Annotated in this window: 22 protein-coding genes, 1 tRNA gene and 1 pseudogene; 10 read left to right on the top strand and 14 right to left on the bottom strand. The window is 61.3% G+C overall.

Annotated features, from left to right (window positions below; translation table 11 throughout):
• Window positions 1–55: 55 nt before the first annotated feature.
• Genes mksF through mksB form a run of 3 tightly spaced genes read right to left on the bottom strand, consistent with a single transcriptional unit; the run spans window position 56 to window position 4864 of the window.
• Window positions 56–2896 (bottom strand): Mks condensin complex protein MksF, encoded by a 2841-nt coding sequence (gene mksF, locus ACEN83_RS25900; RefSeq protein ID WP_102701500.1) that lies wholly within the window; start codon window positions 2894–2896, stop codon window positions 56–58.
• On the bottom strand, window positions 2893–3594 hold the full coding sequence (gene mksE / locus ACEN83_RS25895) for an Mks condensin complex protein MksE (protein WP_007978043.1): 702 nt from the start codon (window positions 3592–3594) through the stop codon (window positions 2893–2895). The genes mksF and mksE overlap by 4 nt, the downstream gene beginning before the upstream one ends.
• The gene (mksB, locus tag ACEN83_RS25890) at window positions 3584–4864 is read right to left on the bottom strand and encodes an Mks condensin complex protein MksB (RefSeq protein ID WP_495578783.1); all 1281 of its coding nucleotides are present in this window, start codon (window positions 4862–4864) and stop codon (window positions 3584–3586) included. The genes mksE and mksB overlap by 11 nt, the downstream gene beginning before the upstream one ends.
• A 220-nt stretch (window positions 4865–5084) precedes the next feature.
• Here mksB and ACEN83_RS25885 point away from each other — a divergent pair, with 220 nt between their 5' ends.
• Both ACEN83_RS25885 and rimI read left to right on the top strand, forming a co-directional pair.
• On the top strand, window positions 5085–5831 hold the full coding sequence (locus ACEN83_RS25885) for an energy transducer TonB (RefSeq protein ID WP_495580911.1): 747 nt from the start codon (window positions 5085–5087) through the stop codon (window positions 5829–5831).
• On the top strand, window positions 5824–6276 hold the full coding sequence (gene rimI / locus ACEN83_RS25880; protein WP_007978046.1) for a ribosomal protein S18-alanine N-acetyltransferase: 453 nt from the start codon (window positions 5824–5826) through the stop codon (window positions 6274–6276). The genes ACEN83_RS25885 and rimI overlap by 8 nt, the downstream gene beginning before the upstream one ends.
• Window positions 6277–6425: 149 nt before the next feature.
• Here the strand turns inward: rimI and ACEN83_RS25875 are convergent, their stop codons facing one another.
• Window positions 6426–6830, bottom strand: coding sequence for a serine kinase/phosphatase (locus tag ACEN83_RS25875; RefSeq protein ID WP_495578782.1), 405 nt, complete (start codon window positions 6828–6830; stop codon window positions 6426–6428).
• Between the two features lie 169 nt (window positions 6831–6999).
• Here ACEN83_RS25875 and can point away from each other — a divergent pair, with 169 nt between their 5' ends.
• Window positions 7000–7644, top strand: a complete 645-nt coding sequence (gene can, locus ACEN83_RS25870) for a carbonate dehydratase (protein ID WP_007978048.1) — start codon at window positions 7000–7002, stop codon at window positions 7642–7644.
• A 6-nt stretch (window positions 7645–7650) separates the two neighbouring features.
• On the opposite strand, the gene ACEN83_RS25865 is transcribed toward can, so the two are convergent.
• From ACEN83_RS25865 to ACEN83_RS25855, 3 genes are all read right to left on the bottom strand, one after another.
• The gene (locus ACEN83_RS25865; RefSeq protein WP_116581236.1) at window positions 7651–8175 is read right to left on the bottom strand and encodes an SET domain-containing protein-lysine N-methyltransferase; all 525 of its coding nucleotides are present in this window, start codon (window positions 8173–8175) and stop codon (window positions 7651–7653) included.
• 144 nt (window positions 8176–8319) lie between these two features.
• A complete protein-coding gene (locus ACEN83_RS25860; protein WP_495578781.1) occupies window positions 8320–9492 on the bottom strand; it encodes a hypothetical protein in 1173 nt (390 codons plus the stop codon).
• A gap of 94 nt (window positions 9493–9586) precedes the next feature.
• Complete coding sequence (locus tag ACEN83_RS25855) at window positions 9587–11005, bottom strand: short-chain fatty acid transporter (RefSeq protein WP_007978051.1); 1419 nt, start codon at window positions 11003–11005, stop codon at window positions 9587–9589.
• A gap of 200 nt (window positions 11006–11205) precedes the next feature.
• Here ACEN83_RS25855 and ACEN83_RS25850 point away from each other — a divergent pair, with 200 nt between their 5' ends.
• The 5 genes and pseudogenes from ACEN83_RS25850 to ddlA all read left to right on the top strand — a co-directional run bounded on the left by ACEN83_RS25850 (window position 11206) and on the right by ddlA (window position 15849).
• Window positions 11206–12519, top strand: coding sequence for an MFS transporter (locus ACEN83_RS25850; protein ID WP_495578780.1), 1314 nt, complete (start codon window positions 11206–11208; stop codon window positions 12517–12519).
• A 117-nt stretch (window positions 12520–12636) separates the two neighbouring features.
• Window positions 12637–13362: pseudogene (locus ACEN83_RS25845) on the top strand (PAS domain-containing protein); the annotation flags it as partial.
• Window positions 13345–13953 (top strand): methyl-accepting chemotaxis protein, encoded by a 609-nt coding sequence (locus ACEN83_RS25840; RefSeq protein WP_495580910.1) that lies wholly within the window; start codon window positions 13345–13347, stop codon window positions 13951–13953. The pseudogene ACEN83_RS25845 and the gene ACEN83_RS25840, both read left to right, overlap by 18 nt.
• 154 nt (window positions 13954–14107) lie before the next feature.
• Window positions 14108–14707: a flavin reductase family protein gene (locus ACEN83_RS25835; protein WP_495578779.1), complete on the top strand. Its 600-nt coding sequence runs from the start codon at window positions 14108–14110 to the stop codon at window positions 14705–14707.
• Window positions 14708–14754: 47 nt separating this feature from the next.
• Entirely contained in the window at window positions 14755–15849 is a 1095-nt protein-coding gene (gene ddlA / locus ACEN83_RS25830; protein WP_429389602.1) for a D-alanine--D-alanine ligase, read from the top strand.
• 342 nt (window positions 15850–16191) lie between these two features.
• Here ddlA and ggt read toward each other — a convergent pair whose 3' ends face one another.
• A complete protein-coding gene (ggt, locus tag ACEN83_RS25825) occupies window positions 16192–18024 on the bottom strand; it encodes a gamma-glutamyltransferase (RefSeq protein ID WP_495578778.1) in 1833 nt (610 codons plus the stop codon).
• A 166-nt stretch (window positions 18025–18190) separates the two neighbouring features.
• Here ggt and ACEN83_RS25820 point away from each other — a divergent pair, with 166 nt between their 5' ends.
• Window positions 18191–19294: a DUF2817 domain-containing protein gene (locus ACEN83_RS25820; protein WP_495578777.1), complete on the top strand. Its 1104-nt coding sequence runs from the start codon at window positions 18191–18193 to the stop codon at window positions 19292–19294.
• Window positions 19295–19467: 173 nt separating this feature from the next.
• Here ACEN83_RS25820 and ACEN83_RS25815 read toward each other — a convergent pair.
• From ACEN83_RS25815 to ACEN83_RS25790, 6 genes are all read right to left on the bottom strand, one after another.
• Window positions 19468–19544 (bottom strand) — tRNA-Met (locus ACEN83_RS25815).
• Between the two features lie 87 nt (window positions 19545–19631).
• Entirely contained in the window at window positions 19632–21086 is a 1455-nt protein-coding gene (locus tag ACEN83_RS25810; RefSeq protein WP_495578776.1) for an amidase, read from the bottom strand.
• A gap of 60 nt (window positions 21087–21146) precedes the next feature.
• Window positions 21147–22193 (bottom strand): ABC transporter substrate-binding protein, encoded by a 1047-nt coding sequence (locus ACEN83_RS25805; protein ID WP_495578775.1) that lies wholly within the window; start codon window positions 22191–22193, stop codon window positions 21147–21149.
• 27 nt (window positions 22194–22220) lie between these two features.
• Entirely contained in the window at window positions 22221–23027 is an 807-nt protein-coding gene (locus ACEN83_RS25800) for an ABC transporter permease (protein WP_007981818.1), read from the bottom strand.
• Window positions 23027–23947, bottom strand: a complete 921-nt coding sequence (locus ACEN83_RS25795; RefSeq protein ID WP_495578774.1) for an ABC transporter permease — start codon at window positions 23945–23947, stop codon at window positions 23027–23029. Before ACEN83_RS25795 ends, ACEN83_RS25800 begins: the two co-directional genes overlap by 1 nt.
• Window positions 23948–23962: 15 nt before the next feature.
• On the bottom strand, window positions 23963–25081 hold the full coding sequence (locus ACEN83_RS25790) for an ABC transporter ATP-binding protein (RefSeq protein WP_495578773.1): 1119 nt from the start codon (window positions 25079–25081) through the stop codon (window positions 23963–23965).
• A 225-nt stretch (window positions 25082–25306) separates the two neighbouring features.
• Here ACEN83_RS25790 and ACEN83_RS25785 point away from each other — a divergent pair, with 225 nt between their 5' ends.
• A complete protein-coding gene (locus ACEN83_RS25785; protein WP_495578772.1) occupies window positions 25307–26212 on the top strand; it encodes a LysR substrate-binding domain-containing protein in 906 nt (301 codons plus the stop codon).
• The last annotated feature ends 3 nt before the right edge of the window (window positions 26213–26215 follow it).

Here is a 26215-nt window from a genome sequence, read left to right as displayed (position 1 = left end):
AAAAAGGCCGCGATCCATTGGACCGCGGCCTTTTTTATTGCCTTCGATTCAAGCCTCAGACCGCATCCAGCTCCGGTTCATCCGCTTGTTCGTTGACCGTCGCCTTCACCTGATCGTGACGACGGATGTACTTCCAGTCCGCCTCGTCGATGTAGATGCCGGCCGGGCCGCTGCCGCCTTCCAGGTCGATGGCGACACTGGCGCAGACCTGCGGCTTCACGCTCGCCAGGATCGGCACGAAGCCCAGTTGCAGGCTGGTTTCCAGCAACGCGGCCTGGTTCTTCTCATCGATGTCCGCCGCTTCATCGAGGTAGTACGGCAGGCGTACACGACCGGCCTGGTCACGGTCCATCAAGTGCAGCAACAAGTACATGTTGGTCAGCGCCTTGATGGTCATGGTGGTGCCGTTGGACGCGGCGCCGTCGATGTCGGTGTGGATCACCGGTTGGCCGTTGACCTTGGTGATCTCGAACGCCAACTCGAACAAATCCTTGAGGCCGAGCTGGTTGTGGTTCGCCGCCACCAGTCGCGCCAGGTATTCCTTGGCCTCTTCGTTCTTGTTGTCCTGCTCGGCACTTTGGCTGAGGTCGAAGACCGACAGGGTTTCGCCTTCCTCATACTGACCGGCGCTGTGGATGATCTGGTCGATGTGCTTGAGCGCTTCCTTGTTCGGCGCGAGCACGATGCGGAAGCTTTGCAGGTTGGAGACCTGGCGTTTGTTGATTTCGCGGTTGAACAGAGCCAACTGGTGTTCGAGGCTGTCGTAGTCGCTGCGGATGTTGCGCAGGGTCCGGGCGATGTCCGTCACGGCGGCACGGCGAGCCTTGCCCAGGGTCAGGGCTTCGTCGGTGCGGTGCGCATAGGCGTTGATCAACAGTTGCAGGCGACGTTCCATATCGTCTTCGCTGTCGAACTTGGCCACGCCCTTGAGGCGCACCTGAGCGTACAGCGCCTCGATCTGGCCGTCGGCGCGCAGCAGGCCTTGCCAGCTGTCCTGGTAGTCGTTGAGCAGTGGCAGCAGGTTGTCCATGGAGTCGTCGATCGGGTCCATGAACGGCGTGCCGAACGGCAGGTCCGCCGGCAGCAACTGACGGCGGCGCAGGGCGTCGTCGAGGGTGCGTTGCTTGGCTTCCATGTCGCCGATTTGCCGGCCGACCAATTGCAGCTTGGCCGACAGTTGCTGGACGCGCTCGGTAAAGGCATCGCTGGAACGCTTCAATTCGTCCTGTGCGGCTTCCATCTGAGCCATCTGTTCCAGCTTGTCGCCTTCCTCGGCGCTCAGGGTTTGCGCGCGACGGAAATCTTCCAGGGCTTTCTGCGCATCCAGCACTTGCTGGTACAGCACTTCGGTCTGGGTCTTGCTCGCGGCACGGTCGGCAGCCACGGCTTGCTGGGTTTTCAGTTGCTTGAGTTCTTTTTCCAGGCGTTCTTTCTGGTCGCGCAGGGCCGCACGGTCAGCCAGGGCCTGCAAGGCCGGTGGTTCGATGTGCGAGATGTCGATGGACAGGCCCGGCACTTCGAAGCGTTCACCTTTGAAGCCGTCGAGGATCAGCTCCACGGATTTCACCCAGTCGCCGTTTTCGTCGAGGGTGATGCCATGTTCGCCCAGCGGCAGGCTGAACAGCGCGCTGTTGAACAGGCGCATCAGGCGCTCGACGTCTTGCTGCGAGAACTCTTCGCGCAGTCGGGCGTAGCTGTTGTTGTCGGCGTGATCGAGCTGCTGCTTGACCGACTTCAGGCGTTTTTCCAGGTCGCGCAAACGCTCATCGAGGTCTTCGGCGCTGAACTGACGAGACTGCGCCAAGGCGCCGGCCAGTTCATCGTGGGCGTCCTTGGCGGCCAGCAGTTGCTGCTCCAGCACCTTGACGTCATCGACCAGGGCAAAGCGATGCTTGAGCACCGACAATTCGCCGAGCCAGCGCTGGATGCCGGTGATTTCCCGCTCCAGGCGCATCAGTTCCTGAGTGCCACCGCGCTGGTCGTTTTGCAGGGCGTCCTGCTCGTTGCGGTAGTGCTCGGCCTGAATGGTCAGCTCTTCCTTGCGCGCACTGGCGTAGTCCGACCAGGTGCCCAGCAGTGAATCGAGCAGAGGCGAGATGCGGTGCAGCTTGCCGCGCAGAATGTCGCGTTGCTTCACGCCGTTGGCCAGCGCTTCGACCAATGGGCCGGCGGCGACCAGCGAGTTGTAGTCCTGCTCCATGCGTCGTACATCACGGAAGGCTTCTTCGCACGCGGCAATGTAATCGACGCTGCCGGAACGCAGGCTGTGTTCGAAGGCATCGAGGAACAGTTGCTTGAGTTTGGCCGCAGTGATTTCGCGCATGTGCAGCAGGTTGATGAACAGTGCGCGGAAGGTCTTCAGGCTCTGCTCGCTGGTGGAGCGCAGCGGGATCAGCGTCAGGTCCAGCGGGATCGAGGTGTGACCACCGACCAGCAAGCGGCGCAGTTCGTCCGGCTTGAGTTCGTAGGCTTTCAGGCCTTCGCGCTCAAGGTTGGTGAACAGCTCTTTCTGACGCAGGCAGGTGTCGTTTTTCTGGTAGTGGGCCAGGTCCAGCTTGCCCGCGTAGGCAAAGAACTGGTGACCGAAACCGCCACCGGGGCCGCGACCGACCACGCCGATCACATGCGGACCGTGGGGCAGGTTGACTTCGACCAGGATGTAGCTGGTGTCCGAGGCAAAGTAAAAGCGCCGGGATTGTTCCAGGCTGTACTTGCCGAAGCTCATGTCCGACATGCGCGCCAGGATCGGGAACTGCAAGGCGTTGATCGAGGCGGATTTACCGAGGTTGTTCGCGCCGTAGACCGACAGCGGCTCTTCCAGCGGGAACAGGCCTAGGCTGTAGCCGGCGGTGTTCAAAAGGGCAAAGCGGCGGATGCCGTAACGTTCCTTGCTCATGCGTCGAGCTCCTGTTCTTCGGCAATGGCCCGGGCCAGGGCGTCTTCTTCGCTTTCACTTTCGAACTCGCTCAAGTCGAGCGGGTCGTCGGTCTGCAGCAGTTTTTCGTCGCTGTCTTCGTCGATCAGCACCGGCACCGGCAACGGCAGGACGCTGTGCAGGCTGGCGGCCAGATCGCGGTCCTGCTGTACCGACAGGCACACATCGAGGAAACGGTGCATCGGCGGCAGGAAACGGTAGACGCCGTTTTCTTCACTGGCGAAACCGAGCTGGGTCATGCGGCGCATGATCTTTTCTTCCAGCTCGTCCTGGGTCTGCACTTCGGCCTGGATGAACAGGTCGCGGTACTTTTCCAGCAGCGACGGCAGCTCATCGCGGCCTAGGCTGCCACCGTCGAGCACGGAGATCGGGTCGCGGCCCTGGTCGGCCAGGTGCTCGACGAGGATGAAGGTGAACAGCGCCAGGCGCTGGGCGGTCTTGTTCACCGCCGCTGCCGCGAGGTCCGGCACGAAGTAGTAGAAGCCGCGGGTGTCGCAGACCAGTTCAAAACCCAGTGCCTTGAACAGCGTGCGGTATTGGTCCTGAAAGTTCGACAACTGTGCGTACAGCTCCGGATCGCGGCGGCTGACGTGGTAACCCTTGAACAGCTCGCGAAAGATCGGCGCCAGATGGGACAGTTCGGATAGATCAAGATGCATAAGGAGTGCTCGCAGAATTCTCGGCGGCGTCATCGCTGACCGAGAGCAGGGCGAAGGAGCGCAGGCTGACCTGGTGCTCGTGAGTATGGTATTCGCGACGATCCAGACGCTCGCGCTTGAAGCGTTTTTCCCGCGACAGGCGCGAGAACCAGTACAGCAATTCGTCGGTGGCGCCGTCCGGTTCCTGCTCCAGCAGCCAGGTCATCAGGTCCGGCATCGGCAGGGCGTCTTCGCAGCGCTCGAGCATTTCCCGAACCGTACGAGGCGCGCGTGGTGCATCGCCGCCCTTGTGGGTCTTGTGCGCCTTGGGGAAACGCGCCGGTTTCGGTTCGAAACGCGCCAGCGCGTAGACGTAGGCTTCAACCTGACTGGCGCTGCCGAGGAACGTGCTTTGCGGCCGTGTGAACAGCGGCATCGCCGCTTGTGGTACGGCGTCGATGCCCTTGCGCCGGATGGCGGCCAGGGCCAGCGCGGCGCCACGAGTCACGGCGTTGTGCCGGCGGGCCTCTTCACGTAACGGCAAGAGCAGCTCGCGGGCATGACGCAGGGTCAGCTGGGCGCTGGTCTGCATTTCGAGGATGCGCGCGTGGGTGCGCAGCAGCATGTCGTCGTCGACCAGGTGGCCGAGGCGTTGCTGTTCACTGAGCATCTTCAGCAGCACGGTTTCGACCTTGCGCACGCCCTGTTCGAAGGCGCCGTCGGCGTTCACCAGATCAATCATCGGCTCGACGTATTCGTCCCAGGTCGCCAGTACTTCCGCGTAACGCTGGCGCAGCGGAATCTGTCGGTCGCTGGTTTTCGCCCGTTCGGCGACGGCCACCAGTGCCTGTTCGTCGTTATCGAGTTTTTTCAGCACGTCACGCACGCGCATGTCGAGCAGGCGCAACTGGCGGGCCAGGTCATTACCGTCGCGGATGTCGAACGCGTCCTGGATATAGCCGGCCAGACGCTCAAGGTGGCGCAGGTAGGCCTCGATCTCCAGGCACAGGCCCAGGCGGTGTTCACGGCGCAGATAGGCGAGGAAGTCGTGAATCTGCGCATTGAGCTCGAAACGGTTCGGGCTTTTGGCCACGGGAACCAGGATGTCGAGGCGAATCCACACGTCGAGCAGGCTGGTAATGTCCTGCGGCGTGCTGTCGAGTTGCTGGGCGGCCAGTTGCGTGCGCAGTTCGTTGAGGCTCAGTGTGCCTTGGTCGAAGTGCTCGCACAGTGGCTCCAGTAGTGCCCAGTGTTCAGCGAGGGCGCGCAAGACGCGCTTGGGTTCGATCATCGGAATGGCCGGCTGGTTGGCGATTAAAAGCAGCGATTGTACTGCATCGGGGGCAATGCGATTCACTCTCGGGACGGGCTGTTGTTTTTTCTGTCCGTGAAGTCTATCGATCAACAGCGCGCGATCTTGTGCGAACGGCGGTAGAATCAGCGCACTTTAGTTATCCACAAGTGGCCGACCTTTGCTTATCGAGTCCCGTCGTCGCGCTTATTTGAACGCCATGCAGGTGGTCAACTGGCTGCCGCGCACCGAATTGCCCTTTGCTGCGCCGTCGCGGCCCGAACTGCTGGAGATGCCCGAGCCGGCTGTGGTGGCGCCTGTCGTGCCGGCTGTCGTGGCTGAGACGCCCGTGGCGCCTGTGGTCAAACCGGCCGAGCGGGTGAAGATCGAGGTGCCGCGACCATCGCTGGCGAGCACCCGCACCGGTGCCAAACCGGTGGAGGAGGCCGAAGAGGCCCCCGTCGTGGTCAAGGCACCGGTCGTGCCTCCGCCGCGTTTCGCCCTGCAGTTGCTGCGGGCCGGGCGTTGCTTGCTGCTGGTGGAGTTACCCACAGGCGAATCTTTCCAGACCCGCGACCCTGCTTATCTGCTGCTCAAGGACATGCTGCGCGCCGCCGGTCTGCCGGACAGCCCGCAGATCGTCGGCGAGCCGGTGCGCTGGCCGCTGCTGGTGCGTGGCACGATGGACCAGGGCCCGGAAGCGGCCCGCGACTTCGTGCAAGGTTTTCTCTCGGTGCGCATGGAAGAAACACCCTGCGCCTGCCTGTGGCTGATCGGCCTGCCCGCCGTGCGTTTTGCCGGCGAAGCGGATGCCGAGGCGTTCAATCGCGAGTTGCAGATCGAAGGCCTGGGTTCGGCCTGGGCGGTACCGGGCCTGGAATTATTAATGGAAGAGCCACAGCGTAAGGCTGATGTCTGGCAAGCCATGCGTCGGCTGATGGCGCGCTGGAAAGAATCGAATGAGTGACGCTGTATCGTTTCGCCCGATGACCGAGGCGGACCTGGAAACCGTGCTGAAAATCGAGTACGCGGCCTATAGCCATCCCTGGACCCGCGGGATTTTCCTCGACGGCCTGGGCAAGTACCAGATCTGGCTGATGTTCGAAGGCCAGCAACAGGTGGGCCACGGTGTGGTGCAGATCATCCTCGACGAAGCTCACCTGCTGAACATCACGGTCAAGCCGGAAAACCAGGGCCGCGGCCTGGGGCTGACATTGCTGGAGCATTTGATGTCGATTGCCTACAAGGCCGACGCCCGGGAGTGTTTCCTGGAAGTGCGCGACAGCAATACCGCGGCGTTCAAACTGTATGAGCGTTATGGTTTCAACGAAATTGGCCGGCGCCGGGATTACTACCCGGCGGTGGGCGGTCGCGAAGATGCGGTGGTCATGGCCTGCACATTGGTCGATTGAACCCTTCATGGCCTGCACGTTGGTCGATTGAACCCTGTAGGAGCTGCCGAAGGCTGCGATCTTTTGATCTTTCTTTTGATCTTTTAGTCGTATTACACAAGGATCAAAAGATCGCAGCCTTCGGCAGCTCCTACAGGTGTCCGTAAGGCTCAGCGTTTTTGGTCGAGAGGATCGCGCCGTGCCAGTTCCGCTTCATCCAGGCCAGTGCCACCGCCAATATCGTCCTCATCGACGATGCTCAGGTCCCAATCCGCGCGATTATCATTGCCCGCCTCCTGGGCATCCCGGGCGCCGTCTTCACGGATCAGGGTTTCCGGGCTCAGGTCGTCGTCGGTAGGTTGATGGTCGCCGGTGGAGGCGCCCGTCAGGCCAGCTTCACGTCCGCGGCGGGGTGGCATCAGTTGTTCGCGCTCGTTTTCCGGCAGTTCGTCACCGATCCTGGCGCTGGGTTCTTCGGTGTCGAAATCCAGCTCACGCACCGAACCCATGCGGTCTTCGTTATCATCGACGGGTTCCGGTTGCACCGCATCGTACGGACGTCGTGAATCATTCATGGCAATTCCTCATACTGTAGGCCTTACTACGGGTTGACCCACGTGGCTACCGAGAATTCCACCGGCATGGAACCCCGAGTACCGGATCAGGAGAGCATCCGCATTTCGCGCGTGACCCCGACGGACGGTTGTCAGTCAAAGCTGCGCATCATTCTTGAGGCTTCAAAGCATGAACGAATTACAAGATCTGATTGATAACAACGAGCGTTGGGCCGCTGCGATCAAGGAGGAAGATCCTGACTTCTTCGCCAAGCTGGCCCGTCAACAGACCCCGGAGTTCCTGTGGATCGGTTGTTCCGATGCCCGGGTGCCGGCCAACGAGATCGTTGGCATGCTGCCGGGCGATCTGTTCGTACACCGTAATGTGGCCAACGTCGTGCTGCACACCGACCTCAACTGCCTGTCGGTGATTCAGTACGCGGTCGACGTACTCAAGGTCAAGCATATCCTCGTCACCGGCCACTATGGCTGCGGCGGCGTGCGCGCCTCGATGCAGGATCGCCAGTTCGGCCTGATCGACGGCTGGCTGCGCTCGATTCGCGACCTGTATTACGAAAAGCGCGAAGAACTTGCCAAACTGGCCACCGAAGAAGAGCGGGTCGACCGTCTCTGCGAACTCAACGTGATCCAGCAAGTGGCCAACGTCGGGCACACCAGCATTGTGCAAAACGCCTGGCACCGTGGGCAGAGCCTGTCGATCCATGGCTGCATCTACGGTATCAAGGACGGTCGCTGGAAGAGCCTGAACGCTACCATCAGCGGCTTCGAGCAATTGCCGCCGCAGTACCGCCTGCGTCCGTTCGAACCCCTGTAAAACCCTTCAACGCGGACTTTGCCGACGCCACTGTTGCAAAAACAGCTGGCCGTCGGCGTTCGGCGCTTCATCGAAGCCGGTAATCCAGCCCCGGCAGTTGTACGAACCGCAGAGGCAGGCGAACTGGTGCAGCAGTTGGTCTTCCGTGGCAGCGTAATCCATCGACAGCCAGTCACCTTTCTGAATGTCTTTGAGCGCCCACAACCACAGCTCACTCATGTCGAGAAATACGTTCGGGTCGCAAGAGTGGCGCAGCAGCCCACAGAAATGCGGGTCATGGACATGAATATCTCGGGCCAGTTGTCGGGTATGCCGGCCACGACAGGGCAGCAAATGCCCCGATACCCGGCAGATCCGGCTTATGCGGGGAAACTCGCGCAACGCTGCCGCGGCCATGGGCGTGCCCTGGTCGTTCGAAAGAATCTCGAAATCGGCCTGGGATGGATATCCGAGGTGCAGGGGTAGCTCCACAAATGGGTAAATACCCTGCGGCGGTGACGCGAGAGACTTGCGCAGTGCATCGGCTTTCATAACGATCCCTGTCGGCTGGGTGCTGCGACATCCATCGGCTGACGGTCCAGTCAGCGCTGCAGCACATGGGTACAGCCCAAGCCTCTCGCAGATATCGCGGGCGGTCTACTGTCATAACTGACAGGTTGACTGCCGATAGTCGGTTTACAGCGGTGGCGCGGGCAGGGCGGTGGCCGGTGCGGGTGCCTTGAGCTGTTTGAGCTGCAACTGGATCGCTGCTGTCGAGCATTTGGCCGCCGCCTGTCCCGGTGTCAGGTTGCGAATCGAGGTGTAGAACAGCGCGCAGGTTTTATCCTTCTCGGCCACTTGCCAGGTTTGAGTGCAGGTTTTCAGCTCGATATCGGCATTGCTGTCCGGTTGGCGGCCCATGACGGCCTGCCAGCAGGCGGCACTCAAATCCTGGCCCATGACTTTCAGCCCCGCCGCATCGGCCTTGGCCTTGGCGTCGTTGCCGGTATAGCTTGCCGGATCGGCGGCATACCAGATGTAGCTTGGGTGGTTGGAACCCAGCACCCGCACTTTCACCCCGTCACTCGGGCTGATCGTGGCCAGCCCCAGCACATTCACGGTCGGCCCGTATTGTTGCTTGATCCAGTCACGCACCGGTGCGCCGAAGGCGACCATCGGCAATGTTTCACCGCTGGCGTGCAGGCTGACGTTCCTGACCATGGTGGTCTGGTAGTCGTTGAAGTAGCTGTAGACGCCCTCCAGGTCCTTGCCGGCGTTGGAGGGGGCGGCGATAGGGGCGATGTCGATGATGGTTTGAAAGGCCGGCGTCTGCTCGGTCGGGATGCCATTGACGGTGAGCAGCGAGGCCCAGCGATCCGTGGTTGCGGACTTCAGGTAATCCTGGGCCTGGGTCAACGAATAGTCGGGCGGGAAGTGCAGCAGCTCGACACTTTTGCGGTTCTCCAGGGCCATGCCCAGCGGCAGGAACAAGTACCAGCTGTACGCCCACTTGCCGTCGGCATTCAGTTTGCTGGCGCCGTTATAGGCCAGGTCACCGGCATCGAGCAGTGCTGCCAAAGGTTTTTCATAGCTATTGGGCACGCCGATGATTTGCGCGTGGAGCTGACCGTTATCGGTTTTGACCAGAACCTTCGCGTCGCCGTAGCCATCGCGCTGCACGCTCTGGGTCAGGTAATGCTCGACGGTTTGCTCGAGCGTCCAGTTGCGAAAGCAGATCACGTTGCAATTGTTGGGGTAGGCGAAGAGGCGGGTAACGCGTTCGGTCGTGCCCAGCTTCAAATTGACATCGGCATGGGCGGTGGTGCTCAGGGTGAGGGCTGCGAGGGTGAGTGCCGCAAGTTTGAACATGCTCAGATCCTTTTCAGCGTATTAGACCAGCAGATACTGAAACCGACGGGCGGAATAACAAGGGGCCGATCAATACCGGCCCCTTTCTTTCAGGTTACGGCATGACTGGCGGCAAATACGCCAGCGTCGTCCCCAGTGCCCATAACAACACTAGCACCAGTGGCGTGTGTACCAGCAACTGCACGAACGAGAAACCGATCAGGTCCCGCGCCTTCAGCCCCAGCACGCCCAGCAATGGCAGCATGTAGAAGGGGTTGATCAGGTTCGGCAAGGCTTCGGCGGCGTTGTAGATCTGTACCGCCCATCCCAGGTGATAGTTCAGGTCATTGGCCACCTGCATCACGTACGGCGCTTCGATGATCCACTTGCCGCCACCGGACGGAATGAAGAAACCGAGGATCGCCGAGTACACGCCCATCAGCAGGGCATAGGTGTCGTGGGAGGCAATGCTGACGAAGAAGGTCGAGATGTGATGCGCCAGGGTCTGCGCATCGGCGCCCTTGACCGTGGTCATCAGTGCCGCGATCGAGCCATACAGCGGGAACTGGATCAACACCCCGGTGGTGGTCGGCACCGCACGGGACACGGCATCCAGAAAGCTGCGAGGGCGCCAGTGCAGCAGGGCACCGAGCATGATGAACAGGAAGTTGTAGGTGTTCAGCCCGGAAATCGCACTGATGGCCGGTTTGGTCGAAAACTCATGGAACAACCACCCGGCAGCCAGCAACACCAGCAGAATTGTCAGCAGCGGGCTGTGCTCCAGCCATTCGCCTGGGCGGGTGCGCGGTTGCAGCGGTGGCAGGTTGAAACTCGGGTCGACACCACAGGCCTTGGCGTCCCGCGCCGAATTCGGGCCGGGGGCGGTGGCGTAGGCGATGATCAGCGAAATCACGATCAGGGCCAGCAACATCACGCCGGACTGCCAGAGAAAGATCGTCTGGGTGAATGGAATCACCCCGGTGATCGACAGAATCGAGGGTGGCAGGCTGGCCGGGTTGGCCTGCAATTGAGCGGCCGATGACGACAGGCCCAAGGCCCACACGGCACCGAGGCCCAGGTAGGCGGCGGCACCGGCGGCACGGTAATCCATTTTCAGATCGGTGCGGCGGGCGAGGGCGCGCACCAGCAGTCCGCCGAACACCAGGGACAAGCCCCAGTTGAGCAGCGAGGCGACCATCGAGATCAGCGCGACCCAGGCCACGGCAGAGCGGCCGTTTTTCGGGATTTTCGCCAGGCGGTCGATCAGTTTCACCGCCGGCGGTGAACTGGCGACCACATAACCGCCGATCACCACGAAGGCCATCTGCATGGTGAAGGGGATCAGGCTCCAGAAGCCATCACCGAAGGCCATGGCGGCGTCGGTGGGCTTGGCGCCCATGGCCATGGTGGCCACCGCCACGATAATCACCGCCAGGGCAGCAAACACCCAGGAGTCGGGGAACCAGCGTTCGGCAAAACTTGAACAGCGCAGGGCAAAGCGGGCGGAGCGGCTATCTTCGATATCAGCGGCCACGGGAGTACCTCGGATTTTTATGTTTGTTGTGGTCTTCGGGGCAGTAACCGCCCGTCTGGACAGACGCCAACATTAATTCAAGCCGTGGATTTTTGCGGGGCTGATTTGTGGCTATGGGACTTTGGTCTAACGGGTTGTCCGCCAGCGCGTTTGCGTAGACCATGGGCGCCTTGGTTTTTGCCTGTGCCAGAGTTCTTTACATGACTGCCAACACCGATTCGCGCCCGGCGCGGTTCAGCCGCTCGGACTACAAGACCCTGGGGCTCGCCGCCCTCGGCGGGGCGCTGGAAATCTACGACTTCATCATTTTCGTGTTTTTCGCCCTGACCCTCAGCCAGTTGTTCTTCCCGCCGGAAATGCCCGAGTGGCTGCGCCTGCTGCAAAGCTTCGGGATTTTCGTCACCGGTTACCTGGCGCGACCGTTGGGCGGCATCCTGATGGCGCACTTCGCCGATCGCCTGGGGCGCAAGAAAGTCTTCAGCCTGAGCATCCTGATGATGGCGTTGCCCTGCCTGCTGATCGGGATCATGCCGACCTACGCGCAAATCGGTTATTTCGCCCCCTTGTTGCTACTGGTCCTGCGCGTTCTCCAGGGCGCGGCGGTGGGCGGCGAAGTGCCGAGTGCCTGGGTTTTCGTCGCCGAGCATGCGCCGATCGGTCACCGGGGGTATGCCCTGGGTTTCCTGCAGGCGGGGCTGACGTTCGGCTATCTGATCGGCGCCTTGACCGCGACCTTCCTGGCGCAGGCCTTCACCCCGACGGAAATCCTCGATTTTGCCTGGCGTTACCCCTTCCTGCTCGGCGGCGTGTTTGGTGTGATCGGCGTATGGCTGCGTCGCTGGCTCAGCGAAACCCCGGTGTTCATGGCCATGCAGGCGCAGCGCGAGGCGGCCGGCGAACTGCCGCTGCGTACGGTCCTGCGCGAGCATCGACTGGCCATTTTGCCGGCGATGATTCTCACCTGTGTACTGACCTCGGCCGTGGTGGTTTTCGTGGTCATTACCCCGACCATGATGCAGAAAACCTTTGGCATGACCGCCAGCCATACCTTCGCCTTGAGCGCACTGGGCATCGTGTTCCTGAACATCGGCTGCGTGCTCGCCGGGCTGCTGGTCGACCGCATTGGCGCCTGGCGCACGGTGATGCTCTATAGCCTGCTGCTGCCGCTGGGCATCGGTGTGCTTTACAGCTGCCTGATCATGGGCGGCGACTGGATCGGCCTGGCCTACGCCGTGGCAGGGCTGGCCTGCGGGGTGGTCGGTGCGGTGCCATCGGTGATGGTCGGCCTGTTCCCGGCGCGGATTCGCGTCTCGGGTATCTCGTTCACCTACAACATTGCCTACGCCGCCTGGGCGAGCATCACACCGTTGTTGCTGATCGGCCTGATGCCGTGGAGTCCGTGGATCTGCGTGATGTTCAGTGCGGTAATGGGCGCGGTGGGCGTGGGCAGTGCGGCGTACTTCGGTGTGCGGATGCCAAGAATTGCTGGCTGTTCTGCCGCTGGCGCGCACTGATCGGGCGCGTCATCACTATTTTTGTAGGACAAACCTGAAACACGCTTAAGAAAATGTTTCCAAGGCCGATGGTTAGGCTGCATATCGCTTTCCATCCCTGTCCATCGGTGCTTTCCCATGTTCAATAAACGCTTGAAGCAGGAGCTGTTGGCTCTTCGTGAAGAACTCTCCAGCCTCCAGCAAGTGAAGGAAAGTCTGGAAAGCGAGATGCTGGTGCTGACCCTCGACAGTGATGGACGTGTTCAGTCGGTCAATCAGAACTTCCTTGCTGAAATGCATTACAAGAGCGCCGACCTGATCGGCCGGCACATAGACGACCTCGTCCCGGAACACGTGAAATTCGACGAATTCCAGCAGCGCTTCAAGAACGCGCTGACCCGTGGCGAGCACTTCGCCGGTGCGGTACGCCTGTTGCGCGGCACGGGGCAGGAAGCCTGGTTGCGTTCGATCCTGCAGCCAGTGCGCTCGGCGGACGGTCGGATCAAGTGTTTCTCGATCTTCTCCAGCGACCTGACCCGCACCATCGAGGCCTCCCGCGAACACGAGAACCTGATCGGTGCGCTGGTGCGCTCCACGGCGGTGATCGAATTCGACCTCAACGGCAACGTGCTGACCGCCAACGACCGCTTCCTCAGTGGCATGGGTTACAGCCTGGCGCAGATCAAAGGTAAACATCACCGCACCTTCTGCCAGCCGGAGGATTACAACAGTGCCGAGTACCAGAACTTCTGGCGTCGGCTGAACGCGGGTGAGTACGTGGCCGGCCGTTTCAAGCGTGTCGACAGCCATGGTCGTACCGTCTGGCTTGAGGCGTCCTACAACCCGGTGACCGATGCCAACAATAATCTCTACAAAGTGGTGAAGTTCGCCACGGTGATTACCGATCAGGTCAATCAGGAGCACGCCGTCGCCGAAGCCGCCAACATTGCCTACAGCACCTCGCAGCAAACCGACCAAAGTGCCCAGCGCGGCAACGCCGTGGTGACCCAGGCCGTGGACGTGATGCGTGACCTGGCCAAACACATGCAAACCGCCGGCGACGGCATCGAAGCCTTGAACGAGCAGTCGCTGGTGATCGGTACCATCGTCAAAACCATCAGCGGCATTGCCGAACAGACCAACCTGCTGGCGCTCAACGCGGCCATCGAAGCGGCGCGTGCGGGCGAGCAGGGTCGCGGCTTCGCCGTGGTGGCGGATGAAGTCCGGCAACTGGCGTCGCGCACCAGTCAGGCCACCGACGAAATCGTCCTCGTGGTGCGGCAGAACCAGGACATGGCGCGCAACGCCGTGGCCTTGATGACCGATGGCAAACTCCAGGCCGAACAGGGCCTGGCACTGGCGGCGGAAGCGGGCACGGTGATTGTCGAGATTCAGGACGGCGCCCAGAAAGTGGTCAATGCGGTGGGGCAGTTTGCCAATCAACTCACTTACTGACCTGCGATCAGCTTTTGGTGGGAGCGGGCTTGCTCGCGAAGGCGGTGTGTCATTTAACGCAACTGTGACTGAACTGACGCCTTCGCGAGCAAGCCCGCTCCCACCGGGTTAAGTGGGCGCTACAATCGGCTCTTTCCCCCTGGAGCAGACTTCCATGAGCGCTTCCCACCGCCGTCCGGTTCCCTTGTCCAAGGCTTATCGTCTGCTCAATCATGGCCCGACCGTGCTGGTCAGCGCCGCCCACGATGGTCGGCGCAATATCATGGCGGCAGCCTGGGCCATGCCGCTGGATTTCGAACCGCCGAAAATTGCCGTGGTGCTGGACAAGTCCACCTGGACTCGCCAATTGCTGGAAGCCTCGGGCACGTTTGTGTTGAACGTTCCTTGCGCTGCCCAGGCCGACATTGTGCAGACCGTCGGTTCGACCTCTGGCCTGGAATTGACCCGGGGTCAGGGCCGCGACAAGTTCGAGACCTACGACTTGCAGACCTTCACCGGTGAATCGCTCGAAGCGCCGATGCTCGAGGGCTGCGTGGCCTGGCTGGAATGTCGCCTGTTGCCAGAACCGAACAACCACCAGCAATACGATCTGTTCCTGGCCGAAGTGATTGCCGCCCAGGCCGACGAGCGCGTGTTCAGTGAAGGGCGTTGGCACTTCGAAGGGCAAGACGCCTTGCGCACCTTGCACCACGTGGCGGGCGGGCACTTCCTGACCATTGGTGAGCCGGTGGACGGCAAGACCTTGCAGCCGTAAGGTTTCGACTATTCAGGTTGTAAGCACATTCACCAGGAGGCCAGGCGATGAGAAAGCTGCGTGTAGGGATAATCTTTGGCGGGCGCTCGGCAGAGCACGAAGTGTCGTTGCAATCGGCGAAGAATATCGTCGACGCCCTCGATCGCTCTCGCTTCGAACCGGTACTGATCGGCATCGACAAACAAGGTCATTGGCATCTCAACGACCCATCCAACTTTTTGCTGAATCAGGAAAACCCAGCGCTGATCGCCCTCAATCAGTCCAATCGCGAGCTGGCCGTGGTGCCTGGAAAAGCCAGCCAGCAACTGGTGGAAACCAGCAGTCAGGAAATGCTCGGTCATGTCGATGTGATCTTCCCGATCGTCCACGGCACCCTGGGTGAAGACGGCTGCCTGCAAGGTTTGCTGCGCATGGCCGATCTACCGTTTGTCGGCTCCGATGTGCTCGGCTCGGCCGTGTGCATGGACAAGGACATCAGCAAGCGCCTGCTGCGTGATGCCGGCCTGGCCGTGACGCCGTTCGTGACATTGACCCGCGCCTCGGCGGCGCGCACCGGGTTTGCCGAGGTTCAGTCCCGGCTCGGTTTGCCGCTATTCGTCAAGCCAGCGAACCAGGGCTCTTCCGTGGGCGTGAGCAAGGTCACCGACGAGGCCGAATACAGTGCAGCGGTGGAGCTGGCGTTGAGTTTCGATACCAAGGTGTTGATCGAATCCGCCGTCAGTGGCCGCGAGATTGAATGCGCAGTGCTCGGCAATGAAGAGGCGATCGCCAGTGGTTGCGGTGAGATAGTGGTGCGCAGCGGGTTCTATTCCTACGACAGCAAATACATCGACGACACGGCCGCAGAAGTCGTGGTGCCGGCCAATATCAGCGTCGAGGCCAGCGAGCGTATTCGTGCCCTGGCCGTCGAGGCGTTCCAGGTGCTGGGCTGCTCCGGCCTGGCCCGTGTCGATGTGTTCCTGACCGACAGTGGCGAAGTGCTGATCAACGAAATCAACTCGCTGCCCGGTTTCACCCGCATCAGCATGTACCCGAAGTTGTGGCAGGCCACCGGCATGACCTACAGCGAGCTGGTGACGCGGTTGATTGAACTGGCGCTGGAAAAACATCAGGTTCGGCAGGGGTTGAAGATCAGTCGTTGAGTGCGCTGCTGAAGGGCGCTGCGTTTATCCGGTTTACACGCGTTATCGTTAACCACCATCGCTGGCAAGCCAGCTCCTACAAGGGACCGTGCCCACGCGGGGAAACTGTAGGAGCCAGCTTGCTGGCGATGGACTCAAGTGCGCCGCGTTTATCCGGTTTACACGCGTTATCGTTAACCACCATCGCTGGCAAGCCAGCTCCCACAGGGACCGTGCCCACGTGGGGAAACTGTAGGAGCCAGCTTGCTGGCGATGGACTCCAGTGCGCCGCGTTTATCCGATTCACACGCGTTATCGTTAACGACCATCGCTGGCAGGCCTTTCATCATTCCAGCGGGTGACTCAATCCCCCAGCGCTTGCCCCTCACGCCGTGGATCTGCACCTCCCGTCAGCGACGCTTTGCCTTGGGCGTCCTTGATCCGAACAATCGCCTGGGTGCCGCTGGTCATGTCGATTTCGCTCACGTTGTGCCCTTGGTCTTTCAGCGCTTGAATCAGCGCTGGGCTGAACTGGCCCTGTTCCAGTTCTGTCGGGCCGTTGCGGCTGCCGAAGTTGGGCAGGTTGATGGCCGCTTGCGCATCGAGATTCCAGTCGAGCAGGCCGATGGTGGATTTGGCCACGTATTCGATGATTTGCGAGCCGCCGGGGGAGCCGACAGTGGCGAGGAATTCGCCGCTCTGGCGGTCGAAGATCAGGGTCGGCGCCATGGATGAGCGCGGGCGTTTGCCGGGTTCGACGCGGTTGGCGACTTTCTGCCCGTTTTCCTCGGGGATGAACGAGAAGTCGGTCATCTCGTTATTGAGCATGAAACCCTGAACCATGATGTGCGAGCCAAACGCCGATTCGATGGTGGTGGTCATCGACACGGCGCCGCCTGCGTCATCGACGGCCACCACTTGCGAGGTGGAAATCCGCAGCGGCGAACGGTCCGGCGCATAGGCCACCCGGATGCCCGGCGGCGTGCCGGGTTTGGCTGTGCCCATGCTGCGTTCGCCGATCAGGGCGGCACGGCTGGCAAGGTAGGCCGGGTCGACCAGGCCCTTGACCGGCACGGGCACGAAGTCGGTATCGGCCAGGTACTGCGCGCGGTCAGCATAGGCCAGGCGTTCGGCTTCCGAGATCAGGTGCACGGCTTGCGGGTCGGGTTCGCTGCCGGCCGGGGCTGTGGTCTTGACCGGCGTCAGCGGTGCCAGCGCCAGGCGCTTGTCGCGAGCCTCCAGGGCTTGCAGCGTGCCGAGGATCTGCGCCACGGCGATCCCGCCCGAGGACGGCGGTGGCATGCCGCAGACCTGCCAGCGCTTGTAGTCGGTACACAGCGGTGCGCGTTCCTTGGCCTGATAGTTGGCGAGATCGGCCAGGGACAGGCTGCCGGGGTTGGCGTGACCCTGGACCTTGGCAGCGATTTCCTCGGCGACCGGGCCTTTGTACAGGGCGTCCGGGCCTTCGTGGGCGATGCGTTTGAACACGGCCGCCAGTGCCGGGTTCTTCAGGTTGGTGCCAACGGCTTTCGGGCTGCCATCGGCATTGCGGAAATAAGCCATCATTTCCGGGGAGCGCTGCATGGATGAATCTGCAGCGATCAACTGGTGCAGGCGCGGTGAAATGGCAAAGCCTTGCTCGGCGAGCCGGATGGCCGGTTCGAACAATTGCGCCCAGGGCAGGCGTCCGTGTTTTCCATGGGCCAGTTCCAGGGCGCGCAGTACGCCGGGCGTGCCTACCGAGCGGCCGCCTATCTGCGCCTGGGTAAAGCCCATTGGTTGTCCGTCGGCCTGCAGGAAAAGCTTCTCGGTGGCACCGGCCGGGGCGGTTTCACGGCCGTCGTAGGTGCGCACGGCCTTGCCATCCCAGAGTACGATCAATGCACCGCCACCGATGCCCGACGACTGTGGCTCGACCAGCGTCAACACCGCTTGCATCGCAATCGCGGCATCGATGGCCGAACCGCCCCGGCGCAGCATCTCTCGACCGGCTTCGGCCGCCAGCGGGTTGGCCGCCGCAGCCATGTATTTCTCGGCGTGTTGAGTTTTCAGGTCGGTGCGGAAACCGGAAGCGCTTTCCGGGGCGAGCGGCAGCGTCGGCACCGAGGCGTTATTGCACGCAGCCAGGGTCAAGGCACTGACGATCAGCGCCAGGCCAGGCAAGCGATAGCGGCGCAAAGCGAAGGTTGAAAACACGTGGGGTACTCCGTCCGTTGGATCTACGATCAGTGGACTTTATCGGCCGACCGGGAGGGACGCAAACCGGGTCCCACGGCACTGACGTTTTTGTCCTTCATCAATGGCAGGAATTTCTGTAGGGTCGTTGCCAACAGACAGGCCAGAAAATCAACAAGAGGCAGACATGCACACCGAGTTCCCAACCCAGCCCGGCTATCGCACCCAGCGAGAACAGTTCCTGGCCGCAGCGGCTGCCGCAGGCGCAACCTTGACTGAGTATCCACACCCGCTCAAAGGTCCGTTCGGTGAGTCACTGATTACCGATGTGGCGGTGTTGGGTGATCCGGGCGCCAAGCGTCTGTTGGTTGCGCTGAGCGGCACTCACGGAGTTGAAGGCTTCTATGGCTCGGGCTGCCAGATCAAATGGCTGCAGGAGTTGGGCAAGCGCTCCCTGCCAACGGATGTGGCCGTGGTCATGATCCATGCCATCAACCCCTGGGGCATGGCGTGGTTGCGTCGGGTCAACGAAGACAACATCGACCTGAACCGCAATCACCTGGATTTCCAGCGCCCGCTGCCGGACAACCAGGCCTACAACGCCCTGCATGAAATCTATGCCTGCCCGCAGTTGCACGGCCCCGAGCGTGAGCGTGCCGATGCCTTGCTCGACGAGCAGATCCGCCTGCATGGCTGGCCGGCGGTGATGTCGATTGTCGAGGGCGGTCAGCATGCTCACCCCGATGGCCTGTTCTACGGCGGGCTGGCACCGAGCTGGTCGAACCGCACGCTGCACCGGATCGTGCAACAACACGTGGCCCATGCCGAAGTGGCCATGTGTTTCGACTTGCACACCGGTGCGGGTGAATACGGTCATCCGATGTTGCTGACCATCACCGAGTCCGCCTATCCGGCGCTGCCGGATGCGCAGGCGATCTACGGGCCGTGGCTCTACAGCCTGCAAACCGGCGCCGACACTGTCAGCGAAACCGGTGTGGCGGCAACGGCCACTGGCTACACCTCGCAGGCATTGATCGATGCACTGCCGCAGGTGCGCTTGATGCCTTTTGTCATCGAGTGCGGGACGTATCCGGGGCCGGACGTTCACCGCCATTTGCGCGATGACCACTGGTTGCATCTGTATGGCAATCCGGGTGACGCAACAGGGCGCGGGATCAAGTTGAATCTGCTGGAGCAGTTCTATCCGGCCGATAGCGATTGGCAGTCGATGGTCTGGTTGCGCACGTGGCAGATCTGGGAGCGGGCGTTGTCGGTATTGCCGACCGTGTAGGAGCGAGCTTGCTCCGGGCGGCGTTCCGACGATGGACACAAGCGCGCCGCGTTTAACCAATAAGCACGCGTTATCGTTAACGACCATCGCGAGCAAGCTCGCTCCTACATACAGGCATAAAAAACGCAGGCATAAAAAAACGGCCTACCTTTCGGTAAGCCGTTTTTAGTACTTGGTGGCTACACAGGGACTTGAACCCCGGACCCCAGCATTATGAATGCTATGCTCTAACCAACTGAGCTATGTAGCCAAGTGGCGCGCATTATTCACCGGTAACGGGGATGCGTCAAGCATAAATCTAAAATATTTCTCTGCGCTTTCAACCGTTTATCAAAATCTACCTTCCAAGCAGGGGTGAAGGGCAGCGCTGGAACCAGCGACTGGCCTGTTCGTACGCGTGCGCCAATTGCAGCACAGCGAAGTCGGCCTGGTGTCTGCCGATGATTTGCAGGCCCATGGGCAGGCCGCTGGCGTTGAAGCCGACCTGTACGTTGGCCACGGGGCAGCCGGACAAGGTGCCGGGAATCACCACCTCCATCCAGCGGTGATAGGTGTCCATGCTCACGCCTTCAATGGAAGCGGGCCACGCTTGGTTCTTGTCGAACGGGAAGACCTGGGCGCTGGGCAACAGCAGGTAGTCATATTTTTCGAACAGCCTGGAGATCGCCCGATACCAGTCACTGCGCGTCACTGAAGCGGCAAACACGTCGCTGGCCGAGAGTTTCAGGCCGTTTTCCACTTCCCAGCAGGCTTCCGGTTTCAACAACGCACGCTTTTGCGGGTCGGCATAGGTAGCACCCAACGAACCGGCGACCATCCAGTGGCGCAAGGTTCGCCAACTGCTCCACAGCTTCTCTGGCGCGAATTCGGATTGAACCGGTTCAATGTGGCAACCCAGGCTTTCGAAGTCGCCAAAGGCTTTTTCGCACAGCGAGAGGACGCCTTTCTCCATCGGCAGGTAGCCGTTGAAGTCGCCGAGCCAGCCCAGGCGAGTGCCTTTGAAATCGCGATCCAGCGGCGCCGCAAAGGCACTGCCGGATTCGGCAATCGACAGTGGCGCCCGCGCATCGGCCCCGGCCTGCACCGACAACAGCAACGCGGCATCGCGCACGCTGCGCGCCATGGGGCCTTCGTAACCGAGTTGGTCGATAAACAGGTCGGCACTGTCATCGAAGGGCACGCGGCCCTGGGACGGACGGAAACCGAAGATGTTGTTGAACGCGGCCGGATTGCGCAGCGAACCCATCATGTCGCTGCCATCGGCCACCGGCACCAGGTGCATGGCCAGTGCCGCCGCCGCACCGCCGCTGCTGCCGCCAGCGGTCTTGCTCGGGTCGTAGGCGCAACCGGTCGCACCGAACAGCGGGTTATAGCTTTGCGAGCCAAGGCCGAATTCCGGGGTGTTGCTCTTGCCAATGATGATCGCGCCGGCGCCCTTGATCCGCTCGACCATGATGCCGTCGCGTTCGGGGATGAAGTCCTTGTACAGCGGCGACCCCAGGGTGGTGCGGATGCCGCGCGTCAGGGACAGATCCTTGATGGCATGGGGCAGGCCGTGCATCCAGCCACGGTATTGACCGCGGGCCAGCTCGGCATCACGGACATCCGCCTGGGCCAGCAGGTCCTCAGGCGCTTGCAGGCTCACCAGCGCATTGACCTGCGGATTGAAGCGTTCGATATGGGCAAGATAAGTCTGCATCACTTCCCGGCAGGAAACCTGGCGCAGGCGGATGCGTTCGGCGAGCTCATGGGCCTGCAACAGGACCAGTTCGCTGATGTTATTGGAGTTCATTGCAAGCGGCCTTTCAGACGGCTGGAAAAACGCCCCGCCTTTGCGTCGGGGCGGTGGAGATCAACGCATCAGGTTGGTCCAGAGACGGTCGGCCAGGCGGATCGCGCCTTCGCCGCAGGTCTTGCTGAACACCACCTGGGTGCCTTCGGGAATGTGCAGTTCCGGCGCGTCCTTGAGGCCAGTGTCGAGGAACGGCTCCACACCCTTGATCGGGCTCTGGTGCTTGAGGAAGTTCTGGGTCATCGCCGCGTTTTCAGGCTGGCTGAGGAATGCGATGAACGCCTTGGCATTCGCCGGGTTCTTGCTGCCGGTCGGGATGACCATGTTGTCGACCCAGGCCAGTACGCCTTCTTTCGGGTACAGGTATTTCAAGCTCGGTTTCATTTCCCGGGCGCGCATCGACGAACCGCCCCAGAAGGTCGACATGTCGATTTCACCGGATGCCAGGTTTTCGCGAATCGAGCCCGCCTTGGAACTGTAGGTTTTGACGAAGGGTTTCTGCGCCTTGAGCAGGGTCAGGATCTGCTGCATCTGCTTCGGATCTTCACTGCACAGCGGAATGTTCAGGTACAGGCTGGCCATGTCCACCACGTCACTGACCGAGTCGAACATGTTGATTCGCCCTTGCAACTCGGCCGGTGGCTCGTAAAGCACCTTGAGGCTGTCGGCAGGGCCTTTGTAGCGCTCGGTATTGATCACCACGCTGGTGGTGCCCCAGATGAACGGTACGGAATAGGCGCCTTCCGGGTCCCAGGTCGGCTTTTTCAGATTGTCGACGACGCCGGCGTAGTAAGGCTCGTTGACCGGATCGAAACGCTCCAGCAGTTTTTCCTTGATCAGGATCGGAATGAACTGGTGGGAAGGGATCGCCACGTCATAACCGGCGCCGCCCTGTTTCAATTTGGCCAGCAGGGTTTCGTTGGAGTCGTAGGAGTCGACGGTGACTTCAATGCCGGTCTGCTTCTGGAATTTGGCGAGAATTTCCGGCGAAAAGTAACCGCTCCAGCTCACCACGTTGAGTTTTTCCGCGGCCTGAACACTGCCGGCCATGGTCAGCGGCAAGGTCAGGAACAACGAAGTGCCGATGCTTTTAATCCACTTGCTCATGCTATTTCCCCACAGTACGTAGAAGGTTCAGGATTTCTTTTTGCCCAGCAGATAGGAAAGGGTCACGAACAGCACCGAGACGCCCAGGATCAGGGTCGACACGGCGTTGACGTCGGGTGTCACGCCCATGCGCAACAGGCCGAAGATGAAGATCGGCAAGGTCGTGGTGCCAGCCTGGGAGACCATCATCGAGATCACGAAGTTATCCAGCGAGACGATGAAGGCCAGCATCAGCCCGGAGAAAATCCCCGGCATCAGCAGCGGCAACGTGACCTTGCGAAAGGTCCGCCACGGGCCGGCGTAGAGGTCGGCCGAGGCCTGTTCCAGGGACAGGTCCATGTCGTTCAGGCGGGCGCGGATCGGCAGAAAGGCAAACGGAATACAGAACACCGTGTGCGCAATGATCAGGTTGCCGTAGCCCAGGGACAGGCCGATGGTGGAAAACAGCGCCAGGGTGGCGACGCCGACCACGATTTCCGGCAGTACCAGAGGCAACATGATTGCGCCCATGGACAATTGCAGGCCTTTGAACTTGGCACCCCGAGATGTGCCTAGGGCGGCGAGGGTGGCGATGGCCGTGGCGACCATGCTGGCGCAGACCGCGATCAACAGGCTGTTGCCGGCCGCCTGGCGCAGGGCCTGGTTGGCGAAGGCCGCGCGATACCAATCGAGGCTGAAGCCGGTCCACACCGTGGCCGATTGGTTGGCGTTGAACGAGAACACCACCAGCACCACGATCGGCGCGTAGAGGTACAGGTAGAACAGGAAACTGAATCCGCCGAAGCCGGGGAAGTCCTGCACACCCAGCGTATTGCGTTTGAACAGGCCGATCATCACGCACCTCCCTTGGCGATGCGCTGGCGTTCGGCACGCAAGGCATAAACCGTCAGTACCAACATCACTGCGGCCATCAGCACCAGCGAAAGCGCCGCGCCGAACGGCCAGTTACGGGCATCGCTGAACTGCCGGAAGATCAGGTTGCCGAGCATCATCCGCGTGCCGCCGCCGAGCAGTTCCGGGGCGATCATCGCGCCCAGGCAAGGCACGAAGGTGAGGATGGCGCCGGCGATGATGCCCGGCTTGGCGATCGGCAACACCACTTTGCGCAAGGTCCGGACGCGTCCTGCATAGAGGTCCTGAGCGGCCTCGAGCAGGCGGATATCCATCTTCTCCAGCGTGGCGTAGATCGGCAGCACGACGAAGGGCGCATAGGTGTAGACCAGCCCCAGCAGCACCGCGCCGTCGGTGTAGAGCAGTTGCAACGGCTGGTCGATGACCCCGAGGCCCATCAGGCTGTTGTTGATCACCCCGGTGTTGCGCAGCAGCAGAATCCAGGCGTAGGTGCGGATCAACAGGTTGGCCCAGAACGGCACGGTGATCAGGAAGATCAGCAAGCCACGGCGATGGGCTGGTTGCATGGCCAGCCACACGGCCACCGGAAAACCGATCAGCAGGGTGATGACGGTGGTCAGTCCGGCGATGCCGATGGAGCGTAGGGCGATGATCAGATAGGAGTCGGCAAACGCCAGGCTGTCATCCAGTTGTCGCTCGAACAGCAGCGAGGTGTAGGCGTCGCTGCTGAACACTTTGTTCACCCCGCCGTAGGGGTTGGCTTCCATCAGCGAGTATCCGATGACGATCAGGATCGGCACGATCAGAAACAGGCCGATGGCAATCAGCGCGGGGCTGACACCGAGAAAACTCTGGAAGGCCCGCCGACGTTCCAGCGTGTTGGCAATCGGTAATGCGTGCATGGCAATTCCTCGTGCTCAATCGTGCAGGACGCTGGCGCTGCCCTGGTCGAACAACAGTCCGGCCTGGCTGCCGACGGCGAAGCGTTTGCTCTGGTCGACGCAGTTGGGGGTGCGCACGGTGAGGCGCGAACCGTCGCTCAGGCTCACTTGATATTGCAGGTCGGTGCCGAGGTAGATCTGCGCTTCGATCCGACATGGCAGAGCGTTTTCAGTGGTGGCTGGCACCAGATGCAAACGCTCGGGGCGCACGGACAGTGCGACGTTGGTGCCGACTCGCACATCGCTGCACGGCTGTGCAGGCAGCGGATGACCGGCCGGGCCGGCGAACCAGGCCAGTCCGTCTTCGACGCGGGTGACCGTGCCTTCGATGAAGTTGGTTTCACCGATGAAGTCGGCGACAAAGCGGTTGCGCGGGCGTTCGTAGATGTCTTCCGGACGACCGACCTGCTGCACTTCGCCTTCGGACAACACGGCGATGCGGTCGGACATGGTCAGCGCTTCTTCCTGGTCGTGGGTGACGAAGATGAAGGTGATGCCGGTGCGCGCTTGAATGGTTTTCAGCTCTTCGCGCATGGCCTGGCGCAGCTTGAGATCGAGGGCCGAGAGCGGTTCGTCGAGCAGCAAGACTTTGGGATGCGGCGCCAAGGCACGAGCGAGGGCGACGCGCTGCTGCTGACCACCGGACAGTTGCGCCGGCTTGCGGTTGGCAAAGCGCTCCATCTGCACCAGGGCGAGCATTTCGCGCACCCGTTCGGCCATCTGCGTTTTGTTCAGGATCTTGCCCATCGGGTGGGATTCAAGACCGAAGGCCAGGTTCTCGGCGATGGTCATGTGCGGGAACAGCGCGTAATGCTGGAACACCGTGTTGACCGGGCGCTGGAACGGCGGGCGGTCGGCGATGTTTTCGCCGTAGAGCAGAATCTCGCCTTCGGTAGGGAATTCGAACCCGGCGATCATCCGCAGGAGCGTGGTCTTGCCGCAGCCCGAAGGGCCGAGGAGGGTGAAGAACTCGTTGTCGCGAATGTCCAGGTCGATGCTTTTGAGTGCCACCGGGCCACTCTTTGGATCGCCGTAGACCTTACGCACTGAGCGGATGGACACCGCCAGCGTTTGCAGCGAATGCAGGGCATTCATGCGTTACCTCCGATTCCCCCATCGTCCGCGAGTGCTGTAGTCAGCCGGGCCGTCGGACCATGGATATTATTTTTCTGGGCAGGATCGAGATTGCGTTCGAGTGTTGTAACCAGCTGTTTTTTTGTTTTGCTGTGGCTGGATTATCAGTGAGGGGTTGCGGGGGCGAAACTTCAATTTTAACATAGGGGCTGTTAAAAAATTTAACAGCAGAAGGCGTTCAGAACCATGCCTGACCAGCGTTTGCCACCCCTCAACGCGGTGCGTGCCTTTGATGCAGCGGCGCGCTTGGGCAGCTATGTCGAAGCCTCCAAAGCCCTGCACGTGACCCAGCCGGCCATCGGCCGCCACGTGAAGTTGCTGGAAGACTGGCTGGGCATCCAACTGTTCGAGCGCACCTCTCGCGGGGTCAATCTGACGGCGGCGGGGCAGAAGTACCACCGCAAGATCACCGCCGCCTTGCAGTTGATCATCGAAGCCGGAAAAGAGGTGCAGCCCAAACACGCCGAGCGCTGGCTGCGCATCATGGTGGTGCCGGGGTTCGCCAAGCGCTGGCTGATGCCGCGCATCGAGGCCATGCGTCACCTGCGCCCAGGTTTGAAGTTCGCCATCGAACCCAATTCGACCTTCACCGAAGTGGATGGCAAAAGCGCTGACCTGGGCATCGTCTACGGGGTGGACGGCCAATATGCCCACTCCCGCACCAGCCTGATTTGTCCTCGGGTGTTTCCGATCTGTTCCCCCGAATATCTGGCCAGCGTCGAGCCCATCGGCAGCCCCGCGGACCTGGTGAAACACAACCTGATCCACGTCGATGACGGCGAGTGGTGGAACCTGTGGTTCGCCGCCAACGACCTCGACATCCACCTCAATTCGGACATGCTCTACGTCAACAACGACCACGCGCTGTCGGTGGCCGAGAGCGGGCAGGGCATTGCGCTGGCCAACGAAGTGCTGGTGCGTGAAGAACTCCGTACCGGCAAGCTGGTGCGGGTGGTGGACGCGCAAGTGAAGCTGGAAAGCTATCGGGTACTCACGCCGTCCGCCGAGCTCTCGGCGGATGTGGCGTGGTTTATCGACTGGCTCAAGACCGAACTTGAACAGGACTTCCCGCAAGCGGTGATCCGTGCCTGAGCA

This window comes from Pseudomonas sp. Pseusp49 (assembly GCF_059491875.1).
The sequence above is the reverse complement of the archived record's forward strand: the minus strand, read 5'-3'. Positions and strand labels throughout refer to the sequence as shown.

Bases quoted from the DNA above. Each gene is read 5' to 3' on its own strand.
- ACEN83_RS25795 (WP_495578774.1), bottom strand. From the start codon at position 23,947: ATGCACGCATTACCGATTGCCAACACGCTGGAACGTCGGCGGGCCTTC.
- ACEN83_RS25885 (WP_495580911.1), top strand. From the start codon at position 5,085: ATGCAGGTGGTCAACTGGCTGCCGCGCACCGAATTGCCCTTTGCTGCG.
- mksB (WP_495578783.1), bottom strand. From the start codon at position 4,864: ATGATCGAACCCAAGCGCGTCTTGCGCGCCCTCGCTGAACACTGGGCA.
- ACEN83_RS25850 (WP_495578780.1), top strand. From the start codon at position 11,206: ATGACTGCCAACACCGATTCGCGCCCGGCGCGGTTCAGCCGCTCGGAC.
- ACEN83_RS25875 (WP_495578782.1), bottom strand. From the start codon at position 6,830: ATGAATGATTCACGACGTCCGTACGATGCGGTGCAACCGGAACCCGTC.
- ddlA (WP_429389602.1), top strand. From the start codon at position 14,755: ATGAGAAAGCTGCGTGTAGGGATAATCTTTGGCGGGCGCTCGGCAGAG.
- ACEN83_RS25810 (WP_495578776.1), bottom strand. From the start codon at position 21,086: ATGAACTCCAATAACATCAGCGAACTGGTCCTGTTGCAGGCCCATGAG.
- mksF (WP_102701500.1), bottom strand. From the start codon at position 2,896: ATGAGCAAGGAACGTTACGGCATCCGCCGCTTTGCCCTTTTGAACACC.
- ACEN83_RS25785 (WP_495578772.1), top strand. From the start codon at position 25,307: ATGCCTGACCAGCGTTTGCCACCCCTCAACGCGGTGCGTGCCTTTGAT.
- rimI (WP_007978046.1), top strand. From the start codon at position 5,824: ATGAGTGACGCTGTATCGTTTCGCCCGATGACCGAGGCGGACCTGGAA.
- ACEN83_RS25800 (WP_007981818.1), bottom strand. From the start codon at position 23,027: ATGATCGGCCTGTTCAAACGCAATACGCTGGGTGTGCAGGACTTCCCC.
- ACEN83_RS25860 (WP_495578781.1), bottom strand. From the start codon at position 9,492: ATGTTCAAACTTGCGGCACTCACCCTCGCAGCCCTCACCCTGAGCACC.
- can (WP_007978048.1), top strand. From the start codon at position 7,000: ATGAACGAATTACAAGATCTGATTGATAACAACGAGCGTTGGGCCGCT.
- ACEN83_RS25790 (WP_495578773.1), bottom strand. From the start codon at position 25,081: ATGAATGCCCTGCATTCGCTGCAAACGCTGGCGGTGTCCATCCGCTCA.
- ACEN83_RS25805 (WP_495578775.1), bottom strand. From the start codon at position 22,193: ATGAGCAAGTGGATTAAAAGCATCGGCACTTCGTTGTTCCTGACCTTG.
- ACEN83_RS25820 (WP_495578777.1), top strand. From the start codon at position 18,191: ATGCACACCGAGTTCCCAACCCAGCCCGGCTATCGCACCCAGCGAGAA.
- ACEN83_RS25865 (WP_116581236.1), bottom strand. From the start codon at position 8,175: ATGAAAGCCGATGCACTGCGCAAGTCTCTCGCGTCACCGCCGCAGGGT.
- ACEN83_RS25835 (WP_495578779.1), top strand. From the start codon at position 14,108: ATGAGCGCTTCCCACCGCCGTCCGGTTCCCTTGTCCAAGGCTTATCGT.
- mksE (WP_007978043.1), bottom strand. From the start codon at position 3,594: ATGCATCTTGATCTATCCGAACTGTCCCATCTGGCGCCGATCTTTCGC.